Genomic DNA, 18584 nt, shown 5'->3' with positions numbered 1-18584 from the left:
CTTTAAAGAGGGAAATAACATCTGACCTTATGGGCATGGCCGATGTCTCGAAGCTCAGGGGCTGAAGAAGGGTCGCTGCATATGGAGGGTCTTCCTTTGGCTTCATATACCGGACAGCGCGGAGCAAATCGGCAGCCGGTATGGGGACGCTCAAAATCAAATACTCCCCAGGTCTCCTTCGTATTATCATTAGAGACTTTGGTTGCTTCCCGGCTCTTTTTTTCAACCAGGGAGGACCAGAGTATACTCGTGTAAGGATGGCGCGGTTCGTTTGCAATGCGGCCGGACATACCCATCTCCACAATCTGTCCCAGGTACATCACGGCAACTTTGTGGCTGATTAACTCGACAATACGCAAATCGTGTGAAATAAAAAGGTACGACAGCCCCAGATTGTTTTGCAGGTCTTTTAGCAGGTTGACCACCTGAGCCTGTATAGATACATCCAGAGCACTCGTCGGTTCATCCGCTACCAGAAACCGGGCACCTACTGCCAGGGCCCGTGCAATTCCCACCCGTCGCTTTTCCCCGCCTGAAAGCTCCCCGGGAAAGTTGGTAAGTTCACTTTTGCTTAAATTCACCTTTTCAAGCAGCTCATCAATTTTTCGGTTAATTTCCTTGTCACTCAGTTTTCGATGAACGGTGAGGGCTTCTTTAAGTATGGACTTAACGCGCATTTTCGGGTTGAGTGCTGCATCCAAATCCTGAAATATCATCTGGATCTGTCGTCTGAAAGGAAGGAATTCATGGGGTGAAAGTCGGGTAATATCTTTTTTTTCAAATATGATTTTGCCGGAGGTCACCGGTGTTAGCTTGAGCAAGGTCCTGCCTATGGTCGTTTTCCCGCAACCGGTTTCACCGACCAGGCCCATGGTTTCTTTTTCTTTGATGTAAAAACTGACGTCGTCCACAGCGGGAATAATTCGTTTTGATCCTTGAAATGGAGAAATTATCCCCCCTGGCTGAGTATAGTATTTTTTCAGGTTCTTAACTTCTAATATTGTTTCGGCCATAACTGTCTTTTTTAAATATATATACGTTTTTTATGGAAAAAGATTTGTGTCGTTGTATCCTGTAATGTTGATTTTCCGACAAGACCCCGATTAATCCGGGGTCAGGAACCGGAGTAAAGCCAGCACCTAATCTTGTGTTCGGAAGAAACATTCTCTAACTCCGGCTCTCCATGTTTACACTGCTCCCCGATTTTGTCCGTCACCCGGTTACAACGGTCACAGAATCTGCATCCTGCCGGTATGTTAATTGTATCAAGTACGTCTCCTTCAATCGCCTGTAGATAGCCTTTTTTGCGGACGTGCTCTTCGCTGGGAATGGATGCAAGGAGCGCTGCGGTATACGGATGTTTATACTTGTATCCGGGAGACAGAACATCTTTGGCAGGACCATGTTCCAGCACAGTTCCGCCGTACATCACTGCGACTTTGTCGGATAGCTCTCTGATGACATTAATATCGTGACTGATGAGCATGGTGGTGACTCTTAAGGTTGATTTCAGTTCAGCAAGAAGGTCGACAATTTTTGACTGGATGGTCGCATCGAGACCGGTGGTCGGTTCGTCTGCAATTAATAAATCAGGCTCAGAAGAAAGGGCCATGGCAATCATGGCCCTCTGGCACATTCCGCCGGACAATCCATATGGATTGTTGTTATATCTTAAGCCGGGAGAGTCTATTTTAACCCGGTCCAGCCAGTACAATGCCCGTTCCTTTGCTTCACTTCGATTTTTAATACCGGTATTAAGCATGATGGATTCAGTGATCTGCTTGCCGATGGTAATAAATGGATTCATTGAGATTTTGGGGTTCTGAAAAATCATGGAGATTTCCCTGCCACGAATGTGATGCATGATGCGGTCGATCTTTTTCTGCCATCCATTGTTGTCTTTATACACCTCCATTATCTTTCCGGAGTGCATGTGGACCCTGACATAATTCTTTAGGTCCGGAAGCAGATCCTGATAAACACTCTTCGTTTTAAATCTTATTTTACCGGTAATCACCCCCGGATCTGCATTAACCAGTCCCATAATCGACATGGCGGTAATACTTTTTCCGGAGCCGCTTTCACCAACGATACCGAGCATTTCCCCTTTTTCAACTTCAAGACTAATGCCATCTACTGAGCGGATAAAAGCCCGCTTACTCCTGGAATAGAAGTAGGTACGCAGATCATCGATTGCTAAAACAGGCTCTGGGTTCATTTCTTCTGTTTCCCCTCAAATATATTATTCAGCCCGTCACCCAGTAAATGAAATCCCATAATTGTAAAAAGTATTGCCAGTGCAGGTGCGGTGGATGGCCAGAACTTGCCCTGCATGAAATAGTTGGCGCCGGCCTGTACCATGTTTCCCCAGGAAGGGGTGGGTTCCTGGACACCAAATCCAAGGTAGCTGAGGCTGGTTTCCATCAGTATGGCTTCAGCCATTCCCAGTGTTGCCTGTATGATCAAAACGGAGCGGCAGTTATGCCACAGTATATGCTTAAAAATAATCACCCTGTTTTTCAAACCAAGAGCGGTAGCCGCCTCAATGAAAAACTTGCCCTTGAGGAATTGAATTTTTCCTTTTATGAGTGAGGCAACCACAGGAATATTGGTTATACCGATGATGACCATAATATAATAGATATCAGGCTTGAAAGCGGCAACCATAAGCAAAATAAGAACCAGTCGGGGAAATGAGTTTAGCAGATTGCTAATATAGGTAATGGAGGTATCGAACCCCTTGCCCCAATAACCGGCAAGCACCCCGAACCATGTTCCAAAAACGATGGCGATGGCAATCGCAAGCAGGCCTGGAAGAAAATATGCCTGAATTCCAATAATAAGTCTGGAAAGAATATCCCTGCCCATAAAATCAGTACCAAGGATATGGCCTTCGTGGCCCGGCGATTTCATCATTAATGCGAGATCAATCTTTTGCGGATCAAATGGAAGCAACTCGAATGCACCCAAAATATATGAGACAATCACCGTGATCACAATGAAAATCCCGTAGCTTACATACAAAAGGTTCATGGTCCCGGCCTTTTTCCAGAAAGGCACATCGGAAAAACCACTGACTTTAATTTTATGCTGGGAATATCTTTTCATCTTTATTCTTGGGATGCCCTTGGATTCACAATAATATGAACCACTCGCTGAATTAAACTGCCAAGGCGAACGATAATTGCCGCCATAAGGGTAATACCCATAATCAGCGGGTAGTCTCTATCCTGAGCCGCCTGCCACGCCATGCGCCCCATTCCCGGCCAGTTGAACACCTGTTCCACCACAATCGCTCCACCAAGAATAAACGAAATCTTTGACGCAATGATTTCTGTAATGGGAATCAGAAATCCCTCTTTAAACGAATGCTTCCATATGGATGCGCCCTTAGCACGGGCCGTCCGGATATAGTCTTCTGCAAAAACTCTTTCCATCTCGTCCCGCAGAAAACGGACCACCTCGCTAATCGTACCGTTACCGACACCTAAAACAAAAACAGGAAGCATAAAATAAATCCAGTTGAATTTTTTTGACATGGCACCAAAAGCAAGGGGAAATAAACCAAACTGGTGCATGGAGATATATATAACGATATAGCCGAGCCAGAATACCGGGAGGGCTGAAACCACATAGGTAAAAATAGTAGCCGGCCAGGTAAACAGGGTCATGCCGCGTCTTGCAGATATAATTGCTATGGGAATGGCTAATAACAGGGTGATAAACATAGACCCTATGGTCAGATATACCGTATTGATTGTGACCAGTATAACTTCCCGCAGCACAGGAAGACCGGAACGGGTGGATGTTCCAAAATTTCCATGGAGTATATTATACAGCCACGACAGATATTGAGAATACCAGGCGTCAGAGACAACTATGGTCTCATGAATACCTTTGGTTGCCGCTTCAGACATCATCTGGCCTTTTACCATAGCGCTGAAAGGGTCACCGGGTGACAGAAAAAGAATAATAAAAACAACAAAGCTGACTCCAAGCAGCAACAGCAAAGCTATCATCAACTCTTTTGAAATCAATATGGTGATGGGTTTGATAGAAGAAAGCTTCATGGTGGTGTCACATGGACCAGTGCAGGGTATCTTCAGATACCCTGCATTTATTTTGAAAGCGCGGTCGATACATCTGGATTACCGCTGTTCTGAAGTAGGTATGAACCAGTCATCAGCAAATGAAAAGAACTTGTAAGGATGAATCGCCACACGCCTTAATTTCTTGTTAAAAGCCGCATAGTTGGTTAAAGTCCACAGAAACGTGTACGGACTCTCATCTGCAATAATGGCATGGAGTTTCCTGTTTATGGTTCTTCGTTTTTCGTGATCAAGAGTCAGCTTGCTTTCAACAATCAGGCTGTCTATCTCAGGGTTGGAGTAAGCTCCGAAGTTGTTTTTCCATGGTCCGATTTCTGCTGAATGGAACAGGGAAGAAATATCAGCGGAATCATCAAAAACCCAGGAAGCAAATATGATATCAAAATCATGTTTAAGAAAAACATCTTCTTTCCAGGATAACCACTCTTTGAATTCTCCTTCGATATCAACGCCGATTTTATTTAGATAATTCTTAAAGGCCAGGACGACTCGCTTTACGGCTTCACTTTCCTTTGCGATGGGAACTTTCAATACGAGCGAAAGTTTCTGCCCGTCCTTTGCCATGATTCCATCATCCCCTTTCACAAACCCGGCTTCATTTAACAACTGAATCGCTTTTTCAGGATCAAAGGGAAGAGGTTGAACGTCCAAGTTGTAGGCCCAGCTTCCGGGCGCAAAGGGACCGGAAATAATAGTCCCCTGGCCATGAAAGAAAGAATCGAGCATTTCCTGCCTGTTTACCGCATAGGTAAATGCTTTTCTAACGCGTTTATCGGCTAACAGCGGGTTTCGTATGTTGTAGCCAAAAAATGAGTAGGACAACGCATTATAGGGCTGCAGGACATAACGCTTATCCCCTTGGATTTGTGGTATATCCCGGTGATTGACCAGTACAATCATGTCGATTGCATTAAAAAGCAGCGCCTGGCTCATGATATTCTGATCCGCAAAAGGCCTTGCCGCAAACTTGTTGATATGAGGGCGACCCTTGAAATAATTTTCATTTGCCACCAGTATCACCTCGCGATCGGCCGTAATGTTTTTCAGCATATACGGCCCTGTCCCAATCGGCTTTTGGGCAAACGGATCTTCCCTGGATAGAAATTCCGCGTTTGCCGGCCCGTGCTGGGGAATCACCTTGAAGCTGAACTTGGCAAGGGCATTTAAAATAGGCCTTTTGAGAGTAAACTGCACGGTATAATCATCCATCTTGGTCACGCTCTCAATAAACTCGTACCTGACCTTCATGGATGTGATGGTTTGGGGATGCATCATAATATGATAGGTAAAAATCACATCATCTGCCGTAAACGGTGCAGGCTCTTCTTCTTCTTTTGGATGCCAGGTGACATCCTGCCTCAGGTAAAAAGTATAGAACTTTCCGTCCTCCGACATTTCCCAGCGTTCAGCCAGTTCCGGTACAATTTCCTGCTTCTCGTTTATACCGACCAGGCCGTTAAAAATGAGTTCGGTGATTCGCATGGAAATCATATCGTTGCTGGTGATCGGATCCAACGTGGTCGGCCTGCCGTATTCACCGTAATTTAAAGTCCCTCCATCCGGTTTCCCGTCGTTTTTTGGTTCTGCCCCTGCCTGGGGCGCCATCATGATAAACGCAAAAAAGAAAATCAATAAAAGAACACTCGGTAACCTTTTCATAATTCCCTCCTCAAGGCTAATAGTGTGATACACTCAAACACTGCATTTTTTCTTTGCCACTATGAGTTTATGGCAATCATTTTTTATTTACCCGTCAAATCAAGATTCGGACTTTGGCAATATCGTTAAATTTCCACCGATGAAGTACTACGTTACCGCTAGTATTTCTGCTAAACCGAATCAACCGTTATAAAATCTTTGCATCTCCGGCACTCTTTTGCTCCATGGAATATACCCCCTGCATGGCAATCTGTATCTGCCGCACTGCCGGAAATTGCTTGCTTATTTCAAAATAAATTTCCAGTGCTTCGGAAAACTTCTTGGTCCTGTAATATGCCTCAGCGAGACTGACCAGCATAACCGGATCATTATATTCGATCTTGTTCTTATTGCTCTTATCTCTCCCTGCTTCCATATAGAACGCGGCCTTTAGGTAATCTTTTTTCTGCAGGTAGTATTTGCCAAGGGCGAAACTCATTCTGGAAAATGCCTTTCCTTCTCCGTTTTCAACCATAACGGACACTTTTTTAGCAGTCTTATGGCATTCAACCTGAAGCCGGCTGAATGCAAACAGAATATCTGAAAGCATGTAAGGGTCGGTTGTGGCCTGCGCCATATCACCAAGCATGCGCCCTGCCTGAGCTCGATCGCCCTTTAGGTTTCGGTTTTCAACCATCATTACCTTTGCAGTATTTTTGTACCTGGCCGGCATTTTGGCTGTTGAGGCAAACATTTCAAACACTTTGAGGGACTCATCAGTGTCCCCGAAGAAAGCATTTGCGGTGCCAAGGTAATACAGAGCCGGGCCTTTGACCTTCTCATCTGCAGAGGCTTTTTCCAGGTATTTAATACCGGCCTTTCCGTAAAGTATTGAAAGGCTGCTAAGCAACGACAGATCGTAGAAACGGATGATCTTGTTTTTTGCCATGGCTTCTTCGTAAGAAAATGCCTTCAAATTTGCATTCTTTATTAAATCAAGCCCCTTTTCCACCTTTCCGGTAGCGGCATAAACCCAAAGAACATTTTTAATCACCTGAATGGATACTGTGCCAGTTGATTTTTTCGCTGTCTTGAGTGCTTCATCACATATATTCAGCGGATTTCTCTTGGTGAGTCCGGATTTGCAATATGCTTTGGCAAGCGCTGACAGCACTCCAGGGTCTTTGGTCTTTACCGAAGACCAAATTGCGTTGGCTTTTTTCGGTTTTCCCAGCAAAAAATAGGAAACACCGAGGCTGACTTTTCCAATGGCTTTATCTTTTGGTTTTATGTTTTTGTCTGCAATGAATTTTTGCAAGATAGCTGCCGCTTTTTCAGGTTTTTCGGCCTCCAGATATGCCTGGGCTAAATATAATTTTACCAGCCGACTTTTCGCTTTGCCCGAAACCGCATCAATTTTTGTGAGGTAGTCAAGGTGCACGGATATTGAAGTGTGACGGAGCTCGCTGTATAATCTGGCACTGGAAAGATAAACCATGCCCAGGCTAAGATAGGCAGCGCTTTCCTCCCCAGGCTTGACAGATGGCAGATATGAATACAGCAGTTTACCCGCATCTTCATACAGATGCTTTTTATAGAGCTTCATCCCATTTTTTACCGGTTCGCCTGCGAAAGACCAAGCCCCTGAAAAAAATACAATCATCATACAAAGCAACACAGCTTTTTTCATACATTCCCCTTAAAATACGCAGTCGTTATTCCTTTTAGTTCGGCAATATGGCAATATAAATATGATCCCACTGTTCAACCTGTGCCCGAAATGCAATGGTCCCATCAGATGAACAAACCACATCGTGGTTCATTTTGGTGGTCGTCTTGAGAATCGCTTCGGTTTTTTCTTCCACATTAACTATATGTATCGGGTTATATGACTGCCGATCATTTTTTACATAAATGATTCTCTTGCTGTCCGGCATCCAGGCCGGGCCGCTTTCTATATCCGGGATTACATTGGTGGCAACCACCTTTGCATAAAGCTCTTCACCCTCAGTCGGGTCGGAACCATCTGCCGCTATCACCAAAAGGGCCCATATCTTTGGGTCTTGCTGCAAATTATAGTTGGAATAAAAGGCAATTTTTTTACCATCCGGCGACCATGACGGTCTCAGATCATCATATGACCATGTGGTAAGGGCCTTTAATGTCTCGGCGGGTTTTGTTATATCCGCAACCAGGTAAATATCATGATTCTCATTGGAACCGTAGATCATGGTTATTTTTTTGCCATCCGGCGACCATTGGGGATAAAGATATGTTTTCTCCCCGTTCGTTATTTGAATGGTTTCCTTTGTTCCAAGTTTCATCAGGTATACATCCGCTTTTCCGCCACGGCCGGAAACAAAAATCAACTCATCGGCTACCGGAGACCATTGCGGATGGCTGTCTTTTTCATCATCTTCCGTCAGCCTTATGGTCGATTCGCTGCCAAGCTGGGGCAAATGGTACAGGTCATAGTTGCCGCTTCCGCCATTGCTCATAAACACCAAGCTCCCTTCGGCGGGCGACCAGCTGATACCTGAATTATAGCTGATGTCTTCAGCAATGCCCGGGAAAAAAAACTCCATTTCTTCATTTTTTTTGTCAGCCAGCTTGCAGTAAATTTTTTGCAAAACAATCCCATTCAGCCCGGAAATGATAATTTCTCTTTTATCTCCTATACTTCGTTCAAATGCGATTTTTTTCCCTGAAGGTGACCACACCGGATTTGAATCATTATGCCCGGCTTGAATATCCATGAGTTCACGAACATACAGAGGTTTTAGCTCTTGCGGTTCTGTGGAAGCTTCTTTTTCCGGCTCGGCATCCTGTTTAGCTGTTTGAGATTTTTCTTCCTCCGGTTTTGTCTCATCGGCCGTCTCAGCCTGGCTGTCTTTTTCAGGTTCAGCCTCAGCTTCGGTTGAAGCTGAGGTTTCCCCTGCCTGTTGATGGTTTACGGGTTCCACCCCCTGTTCATCTGTCCGGGGTTTATCTTCCCCGGATTTGGTCTCTTTAATGAGTTGCTCCGAATTCTCAGGGATAGGTTCGGACTCAGGCGCGGGAACAGACTTTGGCTCAACCACTTCTGTAGACCGACCAGGTTCTTGTCCTTCATCCTTTAATTCCGCCTGGCTAACATTTTCTGTTTTTTGGTCTGCGCCAGGTGTGACCGGTGGGACATCTGCAGATATACCGTTGGTAGCAACCAGTAGTCCCCCGAGAATGATAACGATTAATATTCTGGTTTTTATCAATAATACCAAATTGCCAATCTCCCCTAAATCAAATCTTTTATCTGCCTTCGGTGTTTTTCTGCTGAGCTGCGAATTCTCATAAAGGCACTTTTTCCTTCAAGATTTTTTGGGAAAAAATCAAAATATTCTTTCCATGCCCGATCGGCTTTGGGAAGAAGAGAGCTCTTTTTAGTGATCAAATAAAGCTTATGAAATGAAATGGCCCTGTAATAATAAGTGTCGTGCACCGCCTCGTCAAACTGGAGATTGGGGAAAAACCGAATATTCTGTTTTGCCACCCTGAGTTTTTCGATGGCCTTGGCAAAATTTCCGGCAGCAGCCCGTCTGTCTTTCTGAACCAGTTGATTGCCCTTCTCATAATACGCATGCCCCAGGTTGGTATAGGTCACCGCAAACTGCTTATAGATAATCTGCCGGTTTTCCGGAAGCGAAAGCACATTTTCAAATTCGCGGATAGATTGATCATAGTCCTTCTTTTCATCCATATAAAGCTGCGCAAGCCTGCAATGAGCTCTGGAATAATCAGGGCTCTGTCTTTCTGTGTTCTTATAGGCCAGAATGGCTGCATCAATGTTTCCGCTTTGTTCAGCCATTTTTCCTATTTTCATGTAGTCTTTTAGAAATACGATCTTGTTATCGTTAAGATAATCCATCTCCGGCTTGTTGAATTCCATAATTTTTTCCCAATCCCGGTATTCGCCTCCCACAGAAAGCTTCACCTTACGGAATCCAAAATTAACCGGCGTGCCGTCCAGTATCGGTGTGGTGCCTATTTCGACACCATCAATAAAAACAACTGCTCCGGATGGAACGGAATCGACCTTGAATAAAGCGTTGCTGACATCAAGGGCAAATTCTTTGACCTCTTTGTTTTTTTCTACGCTAAAGGTTTCCTTAACCGGTTTATAGCCGTGACGGGACAACAGGATATCATGCTCCTCAAAAAGACGAACAGGCACAACCACCTTACCGTTAGAACGGGTGGTTCCCACCCAGGTATTATTAATATATACATTCACTCCCCACAGTGGTGGCGCACCAGGCTCCAGTCCCCCTTTTGCCAGTAACGTAAAGGAATCCTTTGAAGCTGCTTTTTCCTCTTCAAGATATCTGCGGCGGACGACCCTGTCTCCGATCTGTAATTGGTCACCTTCATTAACAGCAATTATTTTGACCCATGAATTTGCATCTTCAGTCTCGTTCACCTTGAGCGCACCTGCTTCACGAAAACCGGTAAATTTACCTGAACGGTTCAAAGTGGCCACCATATAACTAAACTCGTTGCCCCGCCTGATTTTAAAGTCGAGTTTACCGAGATTTAAGCGGTAACGATCTTCTTCAATGGCATCGATGACTCCTTCAAAGGGAAACTGGTCTATAATATTTTTAACGATCAGCTTTGCCGTATTTTTAATATTCTTTTTCATTCTAACTTTATTTATTTGACTTAAGATGATACTGCCATCGGCGGTGTTCACCGTGGTTTCAATGGTCGTTCCGGAATCGTCCCTGGTTACACTTCCCGAGATGATCATATCGACTGTTCGAATCAGCCTGGTCTTTTGCCAGCCCTTTGTGGAAACTGTTTCCATATCAAGGGTGGCCCGTGTCATCATGTCTCTAAGCGTGGCCTTCGGCACCTCGCTGAAACTTGAATATATAAACATGTTGTTGCTTATGGCTTCTTCGATTCTGTTTAAAACTTCCGACATATCTTCTTCCGGTGAATTATTCACATACCCGTAGAGACCCACCTTGATTGGTTTTGGCTTTTCAGGATAGAACATACGGTGTATCCTTTGCTTGCCTTTTGCCGCAATCGATGTTTCCCACTTAGCAGGTATATAGCCGGGCGCGGAGAGCGTTAGTTTAGCCTCTTTGTCAATTCTGCCTCTATAATTAAAGGTTATTGCGCCTTTGGCATTGGTCTTTCCTATTTGCTTTCCATTAACGTGTACGATTACACCGGAAACAGGTTTTAAAATACCATAGGAATATGTGCGGGTGACCACAGACACCTTTGATTTTATTCTTTTTGATTTTGTCGGTTTGGGCTTTGCCTTTGGTATGGTTTTGGCGGGCGCCTTTGCCGGGGTTGCTTTTGCTACCGGTGCAACTTGGACCGGAGCCTTTTTAACCGGTTTCACCACCACCACCGGTTGTTTCACTTCTTCCTTTTTTAACAGAGCAACCTCCAGGATTTGGCCAGGCATTGCCTTTACCTTTCTGTGCCAGGAAGTAAATCCATTTTTGCTGATTTTCAGGTCAACGCCTTTTTCAGGCAGGCTCTGATAATTATACACATACTCACCGTTTCCATCCGTTTTTGCACCTGATTTTCCGTCTATACGAATGGACGCGCTCTCAATGGGAGAACCGTCTTCCGATACAAATATGGTAAAATATTTGACAGATTTCAGCGCTGCCTTGAACTTGTAAATATCAACGACGCCATCCTTAGGCAGTTTCAACACAAAAGAATCTTTCCAAGGCTCGATATTATAACCCCGGGCTTCCTTATGAACAGACACCTGAACCTCTGAACCGGGTTGTTTCTTCATCTTTTTTGAAAAATACCCGCTATTGTCTGTCATTCCCAGTTCGTCGCCGTCTAGTAAAACCTTCGCATCGGAGGCGAACTTGCCATCCAAAGTCACATTCACCTGCAACTCGAATTCAGCCTTTTTCCCCATATCACAGGCAAAAAGCAGAAAAAACGACAGCAGAATAATGACTAATCTTATTATTTGCTTTACCATGGTATGTACCTCCTAAAAACATTACCGACGAATCGCACCATCGGTTTCGAAATAAGCTTAACCCAGGCAAAAGGCCTGTTACTTTTCCGGTCTGAGGATTCCCCTATGTAATGCTCGGAAACAACATTGAGTTTACATTCCGGGGGGTCGGATATTCACCTCGCCGGGATTAATAATTTTATCCGCATCAGAAGAAGCGCCCTCAATGGTTCTGCGCTTGCCTTCCGGGATCTTTTTTAACTGAAACTTAATTTTTTCACGCGTACTGCCTTTCATTTCTACAGTCCGCGTTTCAGTGTCAAACCCAATCCTGGTGGCTTCAACTTTATAAGTCCCGGGAACAATGGCTTCCTTTTCAGATTCAAACTCCCCATCTTCATTTACCACCACGGAATGAGAGGCTTTTTCCATCTTGGCAGTGGTATTAATCATATTTATTACCGTACCTTTTGGGTGTTCACCTTCTAAAGGCTCCATTTTGGCATTCACCAGCTCAACCTTGCCGTAAATTTTTGCCGAGCAGGCCGCCAGTAATACTAAAACAAATAGCAATAATAATAGATTTGTCCTATATTTCATGATTCACTCCTCCTATCCCTGTAGGAATATTGAAAAATTTCTACACCCCATTCTTGTTTGTTATAACTAATTATTTTTATTATCAACATAAATATCATTTTCTAACATATGTGGGTCCGTCCGGATTTTTTATGGAAACTGGGAAAAAACGGTTTCCTCCGGTCCTGCTTAAACAAGGTAAATTTTTAACTGCTTTAAGGTTTCTTCGTCAGGTTCTCTTATTACAGCGCCTATCTGAATTTCTCCCTCTTTTTTATTTATACGCAAGGTGTCACATTTAAAGTGAAGTTTGTCTTCGATTTGAGAAAGATGAAATGAAAGTTCAAAATGGGGAAGATCTTCAGCCGTGTTTATGTTTATCTTGGAACTTATGGGAAAACTAACCAATACGCCCCCCATGGCAATATCGAGAATGACGCATGCAAAGGTCTCTGTTTTTCCTCCGACCTCAATGGCCAATGTGGCGGGAAGGGCAACCTTGTTTCGCTTAAACGCACGTCGGTCCTGAAATCCACGCCGATCAGCTCCGGTTTCCGATAGCTGAAGATATCGCTCATCTTCCAGATAATCAAGGATGATTTTGTCGAGGAGAGAGGCCACCGTTCGCCGCTCTTTCTGAGCCGCTCGCTTGAGGGATTCACGAACCAGGAGGCTCATCCTTATGCTGTAAACGACATCTTTTTTCATCATGGTGGGACATAGTATGTCATTTGTAATACGATGTCAAGACAAAAATTCTATTGTAACTTGCGGGCTGTTTATCGGCAAACAGACAATTAGCTTAAGCGCTGAATATATTCATTTAAATCATTTCTGGCATTGGTGACGGTTAATGGAAAAAATACCAAATATTTTTTTAATTGGGCCCGGCATAATATTTAATTTGGGTCATAGACTGTATGGTGGAAAAAATTGGCTTCTCTTAAATTGATTTTATTCTTCCAGGTGCGTTTGCCCTTTTCCCATAACAAAATAGTCTTGAGATTTTTTGCCCGGTATAATATTATAAATCGTTGTCACTTAAGTTAAAGTAAAAATAGAAACCTCGAGCCTATTCTCCAACTGAGCAAGAAAATGGCCAATATTTTCAACCAATAGATTTTAATAAAAATGGAATATGTGGGCAACGATATGAGCGGAATGGATACGGTTGATATTAAAACGACTCTCAGCGATTCGGTAATCGATGTATTTGATACCATGCTTTCCCTGGAAGTTAAGATCTCAGAGACCGGTACAGAAAATTTAGTCGGCAATCGCTTTATGGGGATGGTTAAATTCGCCGGTGAAATGGTTGGAATCGTGGCCATCCAGGTGAGCCATGATTTTGCCCGCCTCATGACCGGATCCATGCAAGGAATAGGGCCTGAGGAAGTTGAAGGTGATGAGGAAATCAAAGATTTACTTGCAGAACTGAGTAATATTATAGGGGGCAAGCTGAAGTCAACTTATACGGATATTGGTTTATACTGCAAGCTTACTACGCCTTCCATTACTACAGGAAGCGATTTCACCATGCAGTCTTTGAATATGGACCAATATGAAAGGCTGGTTTTTCTCAGCCAGGGGCATCCGATTATCGTTGAAGGGGTGGTCAAACAGGGCAAAGCCGATTCCGACTTAAAAACATCTGCGGGAAAAACAAAACGCCCACCCATAGATCCGAAAAAATTTAAAGCCATCAATGTTAAAGACAAAATTACCGGTTCGGTAACGGATATTTTTAAAACCATGCTTTCCATGGATGTTAAACGAGCGGAAACAGTGTCTAAAGAAAGTGTTGAAGGGATTCGCAATGTGGGTTCAGTGAATTTTGCCGGAGATATAACGGGAATTATCAACTTTCAGGTCAGTGACGAGTTCGCCCGTTTGATGACTGCGTCCATGTTGGGTATGGAAATTACAGAACTTGAAGGACAGGAGGAAATTAACGATTTTATTGCTGAGATCAGTAATATTATAGGGGGGAACCTGAAGGGATCTTACCGGGATATCGGCATAATCTGTGAACTCTCAACCCCTTCAATTACAAAAGGAAACGATTTTAAAATTGAGTCTCTTAATATGACCACCTACGAGAGGTTTGCTTTCAAATCGAATGAGCATGACATTTTTGTGGAAGTCGGTATAAAAACTTCCGATATACTTCGGCCGGAACTCCGACCTGAAAAAGATATCCATTATTCTGTCGATGAAGGAGATACCCCAAAGGATAAGGAGCCAAAATCACCTGAAGCTGTGGATGGCAAGGCCGCTGAAACAGCGGAGCCGAAAAAAGCTCTAAGTGTCGATGCAGAATCCACCGGAGCTGTTGATCAATCAGCTGCCTCATCCAATATTGTCTCCCAGGGGCCGGCTGACAAATCTGATGATATGAAAACCGCAAGTGTTGCCATTAAAAATGAAGTCGGCAAAACCACAGAGCGCTCAGAATCCAAAGCTGCGGGTAATGATGAAAACAGTGCAAACGAAAACGGGCAGGCAAAGAAAACGGACGGGATTGTTAATCTGGACGTCATTCTTGATATTCCTTTGGAAATAACTGTGGAGTTGGGCCGTACCAAGATACCCATACATGAGTTACTGGAAATCGGTCCTGGTTCTGCTGTTTCCCTGTCCACTCTTGAAGGTGAATCGGTTGATATACTGGCAAACAATACTTTAATTGCCAAGGGGATCGTACTGGTTAAAAACGAAAAATATGGGATTCGCATCACAAAAATTACCAGAAGCATGGATCGAATCAAGGGCCTGCTATAGCTCACGTCAAATCAAACCTTGTTATGGTGTCCAGCAACCGGTATTCGCTATCATAACCATGTAAAACCACTAAAAACGCAGCCTCTGCAGAAAGTTTTTCATTTTTGCTTGTTTGGTTATGCGCTAACGTTGATGTTTTGGCCTATTCCTGCAGCCCTGAGCATTTCAGACATCTGGATCTGACTCTCGGCAAGGCTTTTCATTATCGCCATTTGTGCTTCAGTTATGGCTTGCAACTCGTTTACCACTGCTGCAACAGCGGCGGTAGAAACCGCAATTTGACTAACCTCCATTTCAATGCCTCCGTGTTATTATCGCTATCATCTACTACATCGACATAAAAAATAAAAACTTTAGTCTTTTTTGCCGGCTTGGTAGCGGGTGGTTATAAAATGAAGGACAATACTATTGAATTCTTCAGGAGCGTCGATAAAAGGCGTATGGCCGGCATCATGAATGATTCTCAGCTGGGCATCGGGTAATTTTTCATATCCTTTTTTGCCATGACTCAGGGGTAAAATTCGATCTTTCGCTCCCCATATGATCAGGGTAGGGTTTGTAATTTGGCGAAGTTCAGCTGAAGAAAATGGCGCAACCGTTCTTCCTTTGCCGTTTAGAAAGGGAAATTTTCCCCCCGAAGACCGAATAACCTCAACAAGATAGTCAATCCCCTCATGGTAAGGAAAGTAATCTGTTTTATACACCAGATATTTAACTATCTTTTGAACGGTTCGTCTGGTGGGAAATATATTGGCAGCTACCATGTTGAACACTGCAGCAGGGGAGATACCCCATCTTGCCAACCCTGCGCTGCCAACCAGTATCAGTTTATTAACCCTGGCAGGATTTTCATAAGCAAATCGAATTGAAATAGCACCTCCCTGAGAATTTCCCAGCAGGTTTATTTTTTCCATATTTAACGAATCGCAAAAACGGCAAAACCAGGTGGAAAAAAAGTTTTTGTCGTACGGTGCGTCCGGCTTATCGGACTCACCGTAACCGACAATATCAGGGGCAATCACATGAAAATGTTTGGAAAGCAAATTAATAACCGGCCCCCATAAGACCGCACCCCCACCTGCACCGTGAAGCAAAACAAGCGGTTCACCTTCTCCGGCTGAAAGATAAAAGGTGTTAATGTTGCCGGCTTTCACTGTTTTTGGTTCTACCGTTAAACCGCAAGCTGCAATCAGTTTTTTTCTTAAAGTTGCTATTTCCACGTTGTTATTTCCGATTGAATTTTATCGATTTCTAAGTCATTGAAAACATTGAAGTCTGCTGAATGTCCTTATACCATGGTTAAGTTAATAAAAATACAAAAATCAATTTATTTTTCATCAATACACAAATTTACACTTTTTAACACAATCCGTTTTGAATGTTTTTGGGTACCCCTTTTCATGGTAAAATACGATTAACCGGAATTGACAAGCGAAAAAACTCAGGTAAAAAAAGGTACAAGCATCTGTTATTGATTTTTATGGCACACCGGCTTATATTATGGCAACCATCTGCTGACGGATTCGGGAAAAATGAATTTCTTATACACCGCATCGAGATTGTAGAGATAACGATTTAATAAAACGATATATTCTATCTGCGTTTTGCGAGTTCAGTGAAAATAATTTTTATTACCCAGCCGTCAATCTTGAAACTTTAAATCTGCATTAGGGAACATTTACCCAGAGGTTTTATGACACTTCAAAGCATCGCAGGATTTATGGCTTTTACTGCTTTGGCTTGGCTTATAAGTGAACGCCGCAGTAAAGTCAGTTTAAAAGTTGTATGTATCGGTATTGTCATGCAGCTTGTGGTGGGAGTTGTGCTGTTAAAACTTCCTCTATTCAGGGATTTTTTTCTGTTTCTAAACCGTCTGGTTCTTGCCCTTGAGGAGTCAACTGCGGCAGGAACATCCATGGTTTTCGGTTACCTTGGCGGGGCGACGCTGCCTTTTGACGAAAAATTTCCCGGGGCCGGCTTTATACTGGCATTTAGAGCTTTGCCACTTATTTTATTAATGAGTGCTTTGTCCGCTCTTTTATTTTACTGGAAAATCCTTCCCCTAGTGGTAAAGGGCTTTTCATGGTGTCTGCAAAAAACAATGAGCCTGGGAGGAGCGGAGGGACTGGGTGTTTCAGCAAATATATTTGTGGGAATGGTGGAATCGCCCCTTTTCATACGTCCATATCTCCAATTTATGACCAGAAGCGAGCTTTTCACCCTGATGACGACCGGAATGGCAACCATCGCCGGAACGGTCATGGTTCTGTATGCCAGTATCCTGGGAGACAATATCCCGGGTGTCATGGGTCACATTCTGACCGCCTCAATAATAAGCGTTCCTGCGGCTGTGACCATTTCTAAAATCATGATTCCCGAAACAGAAAAATTGACCTCCGGCGAGATGATTTCCCCAGAAAAGGCATCAAGTTCCATGGATGCCATCACCAAGGGAACCATTCAGGGGGTGCAGCTCCTGATCAATATTATCGCTATGCTGGTGGTACTTGTCGCCCTGGTGCATCTTGTCAATCTGATACTTGGTCTTTTTCCTCAAATAGGAGGAAAATCCCTAACCCTCCAAAGAATTCTGGGGATACTGATGGCTCCGGTCGTCTGGCTTATGGGTGTTCCCTGGCAGGAGGCTGCAACGGCCGGTTCACTAATGGGAACCAAAACCATTCTCAATGAATTCATTGCTTATCTCGACATGAGTCGTCTTGCTGAAGGGGCATTAAGTCCACATAGTAAAATTATCATGACCTACGCCATGTGTGGTTTTGCCAATCCCGGAAGCCTTGGCATCATGATCGGAGGTATGGGAACCATGGCACCGGAAAGACGGGATGAAATCGTTGCCCTTGGTTTTAAATCCATTATTGCCGGAACTCTTGCCACCTGCATGACGGGCGCAGTGGTGGGGATTATCGGTGGATAAAGCTTGTTTTAAAAGATATATCTGTCCAGAAAATATTTATTATATGATAAATTTATTCCTTTTTCAAATTGAGAAATGGGGGTATGAGAATGCAATTCTGGTTTTTGCAGTTTATTGAGATGAGACAATAAGAGTTCATATTTTGATTTTATCACCCAGAGAATCTCACCAATCGCTCTTTAAATGTTAATTTTAATCTCGGCCCAAAACCCGACCCGATTTCCCATATATGAATTTTACACCATTGACTTGACACCAACAGAAATTGTGAGTATTAAGCTTTTTTTATTTATAATGGTAACGGTTTTTAACAAAGTAGAAGGGAGATTGTAATGCGCAAAATTGGAGGAAATTTGTTGTTTTTATTGATTGGAGTCGCTCTTATCACCACAAGCTGTGCTGTCAACCAGAAATATACCGTGACACAAGCTGCCCCTGATTTTAAATTTTCCGGTACGGACATCATTTCTGTAGGGGTACAGGACCAGCGTGAACCTATCATTTCCCAAAGAAACAAACCGCAGTTGTCCGGTATCATTCGTGGCGGCTG

General features: G+C 43.6%; 15 protein-coding genes. 3 read left to right on the top strand and 12 right to left on the bottom strand.

The features are described 5' to 3' along the window. Positions 1–2: 2 nt before the first annotated feature. The 10 genes from SWH54_12325 to SWH54_12280 all read right to left on the bottom strand — a co-directional run bounded on the left by SWH54_12325 (position 3) and on the right by SWH54_12280 (position 13026). Positions 3–1013 (bottom strand): oligopeptide/dipeptide ABC transporter ATP-binding protein, encoded by a 1011-nt coding sequence (locus tag SWH54_12325; protein MDY6792044.1) that lies wholly within the window; start codon positions 1011–1013, stop codon positions 3–5. A 101-nt stretch (positions 1014–1114) separates the two neighbouring features. Further along, entirely contained in the window at positions 1115–2218 is a 1104-nt protein-coding gene (locus SWH54_12320) for an ABC transporter ATP-binding protein (protein ID MDY6792043.1), read from the bottom strand. Further along, positions 2215–3108 carry an ABC transporter permease gene (locus SWH54_12315; protein ID MDY6792042.1) on the bottom strand — a complete coding sequence of 298 codons (894 nt, stop codon included), beginning with the start codon at positions 3106–3108 and terminating at the stop codon, positions 2215–2217. Before SWH54_12315 ends, SWH54_12320 begins: the two co-directional genes overlap by 4 nt. A 2-nt stretch (positions 3109–3110) precedes the next feature. Then, the gene (locus SWH54_12310) at positions 3111–4070 is read right to left on the bottom strand and encodes an ABC transporter permease (GenBank protein MDY6792041.1); all 960 of its coding nucleotides are present in this window, start codon (positions 4068–4070) and stop codon (positions 3111–3113) included. A gap of 78 nt (positions 4071–4148) precedes the next feature. Continuing rightward, on the bottom strand, positions 4149–5768 hold the full coding sequence (locus tag SWH54_12305; protein MDY6792040.1) for an ABC transporter substrate-binding protein: 1620 nt from the start codon (positions 5766–5768) through the stop codon (positions 4149–4151). Positions 5769–5955: 187 nt separating this feature from the next. Continuing rightward, complete coding sequence (locus SWH54_12300; GenBank protein ID MDY6792039.1) at positions 5956–7437, bottom strand: tetratricopeptide repeat protein; 1482 nt, start codon at positions 7435–7437, stop codon at positions 5956–5958. 34 nt (positions 7438–7471) lie between these two features. Beyond that, complete coding sequence (locus tag SWH54_12295; protein MDY6792038.1) at positions 7472–9007, bottom strand: DPP IV N-terminal domain-containing protein; 1536 nt, start codon at positions 9005–9007, stop codon at positions 7472–7474. A gap of 14 nt (positions 9008–9021) precedes the next feature. Further along, a complete protein-coding gene (locus tag SWH54_12290) occupies positions 9022–11757 on the bottom strand; it encodes a PEGA domain-containing protein (GenBank protein MDY6792037.1) in 2736 nt (911 codons plus the stop codon). Positions 11758–11889: 132 nt separating this feature from the next. Next, the gene (locus tag SWH54_12285) at positions 11890–12336 is read right to left on the bottom strand and encodes a carboxypeptidase-like regulatory domain-containing protein (protein MDY6792036.1); all 447 of its coding nucleotides are present in this window, start codon (positions 12334–12336) and stop codon (positions 11890–11892) included. 168 nt (positions 12337–12504) lie between these two features. Next, the gene (locus SWH54_12280) at positions 12505–13026 is read right to left on the bottom strand and encodes a PilZ domain-containing protein (protein MDY6792035.1); all 522 of its coding nucleotides are present in this window, start codon (positions 13024–13026) and stop codon (positions 12505–12507) included. Positions 13027–13467: 441 nt separating this feature from the next. On the opposite strand from SWH54_12280, the gene SWH54_12275 reads away from it, so the two are divergent. Then, a complete protein-coding gene (locus SWH54_12275; protein MDY6792034.1) occupies positions 13468–15096 on the top strand; it encodes a chemotaxis protein CheX in 1629 nt (542 codons plus the stop codon). A gap of 116 nt (positions 15097–15212) precedes the next feature. On the opposite strand, the gene SWH54_12270 is transcribed toward SWH54_12275, so the two are convergent. After that, a complete protein-coding gene (locus tag SWH54_12270; protein ID MDY6792033.1) occupies positions 15213–15389 on the bottom strand; it encodes a hypothetical protein in 177 nt (58 codons plus the stop codon). Between the two features lie 60 nt (positions 15390–15449). After that, positions 15450–16316, bottom strand: coding sequence for an alpha/beta fold hydrolase (locus tag SWH54_12265; protein ID MDY6792032.1), 867 nt, complete (start codon positions 16314–16316; stop codon positions 15450–15452). A 473-nt stretch (positions 16317–16789) separates the two neighbouring features. Between SWH54_12265 and SWH54_12260 the strand changes: the two genes are divergently transcribed. Both SWH54_12260 and SWH54_12255 read left to right on the top strand, forming a co-directional pair. Then, positions 16790–18034 (top strand): nucleoside transporter C-terminal domain-containing protein, encoded by a 1245-nt coding sequence (locus SWH54_12260; GenBank protein ID MDY6792031.1) that lies wholly within the window; start codon positions 16790–16792, stop codon positions 18032–18034. 332 nt (positions 18035–18366) lie between these two features. Beyond that, positions 18367–18584, top strand: a 218-nt coding sequence (locus SWH54_12255; protein MDY6792030.1) for a hypothetical protein, incomplete at its 3' end; no start/stop codon positions are given.

It is taken from the genome of Thermodesulfobacteriota bacterium (assembly GCA_034189135.1).
Classification (GTDB): Bacteria; Desulfobacterota; Desulfobacteria; order Desulfobacterales; family JAUWMJ01; genus JAUWMJ01.
Note: the sequence above shows the minus strand (reverse complement) of the source record. Positions and strands in the feature narration are given on the sequence as shown.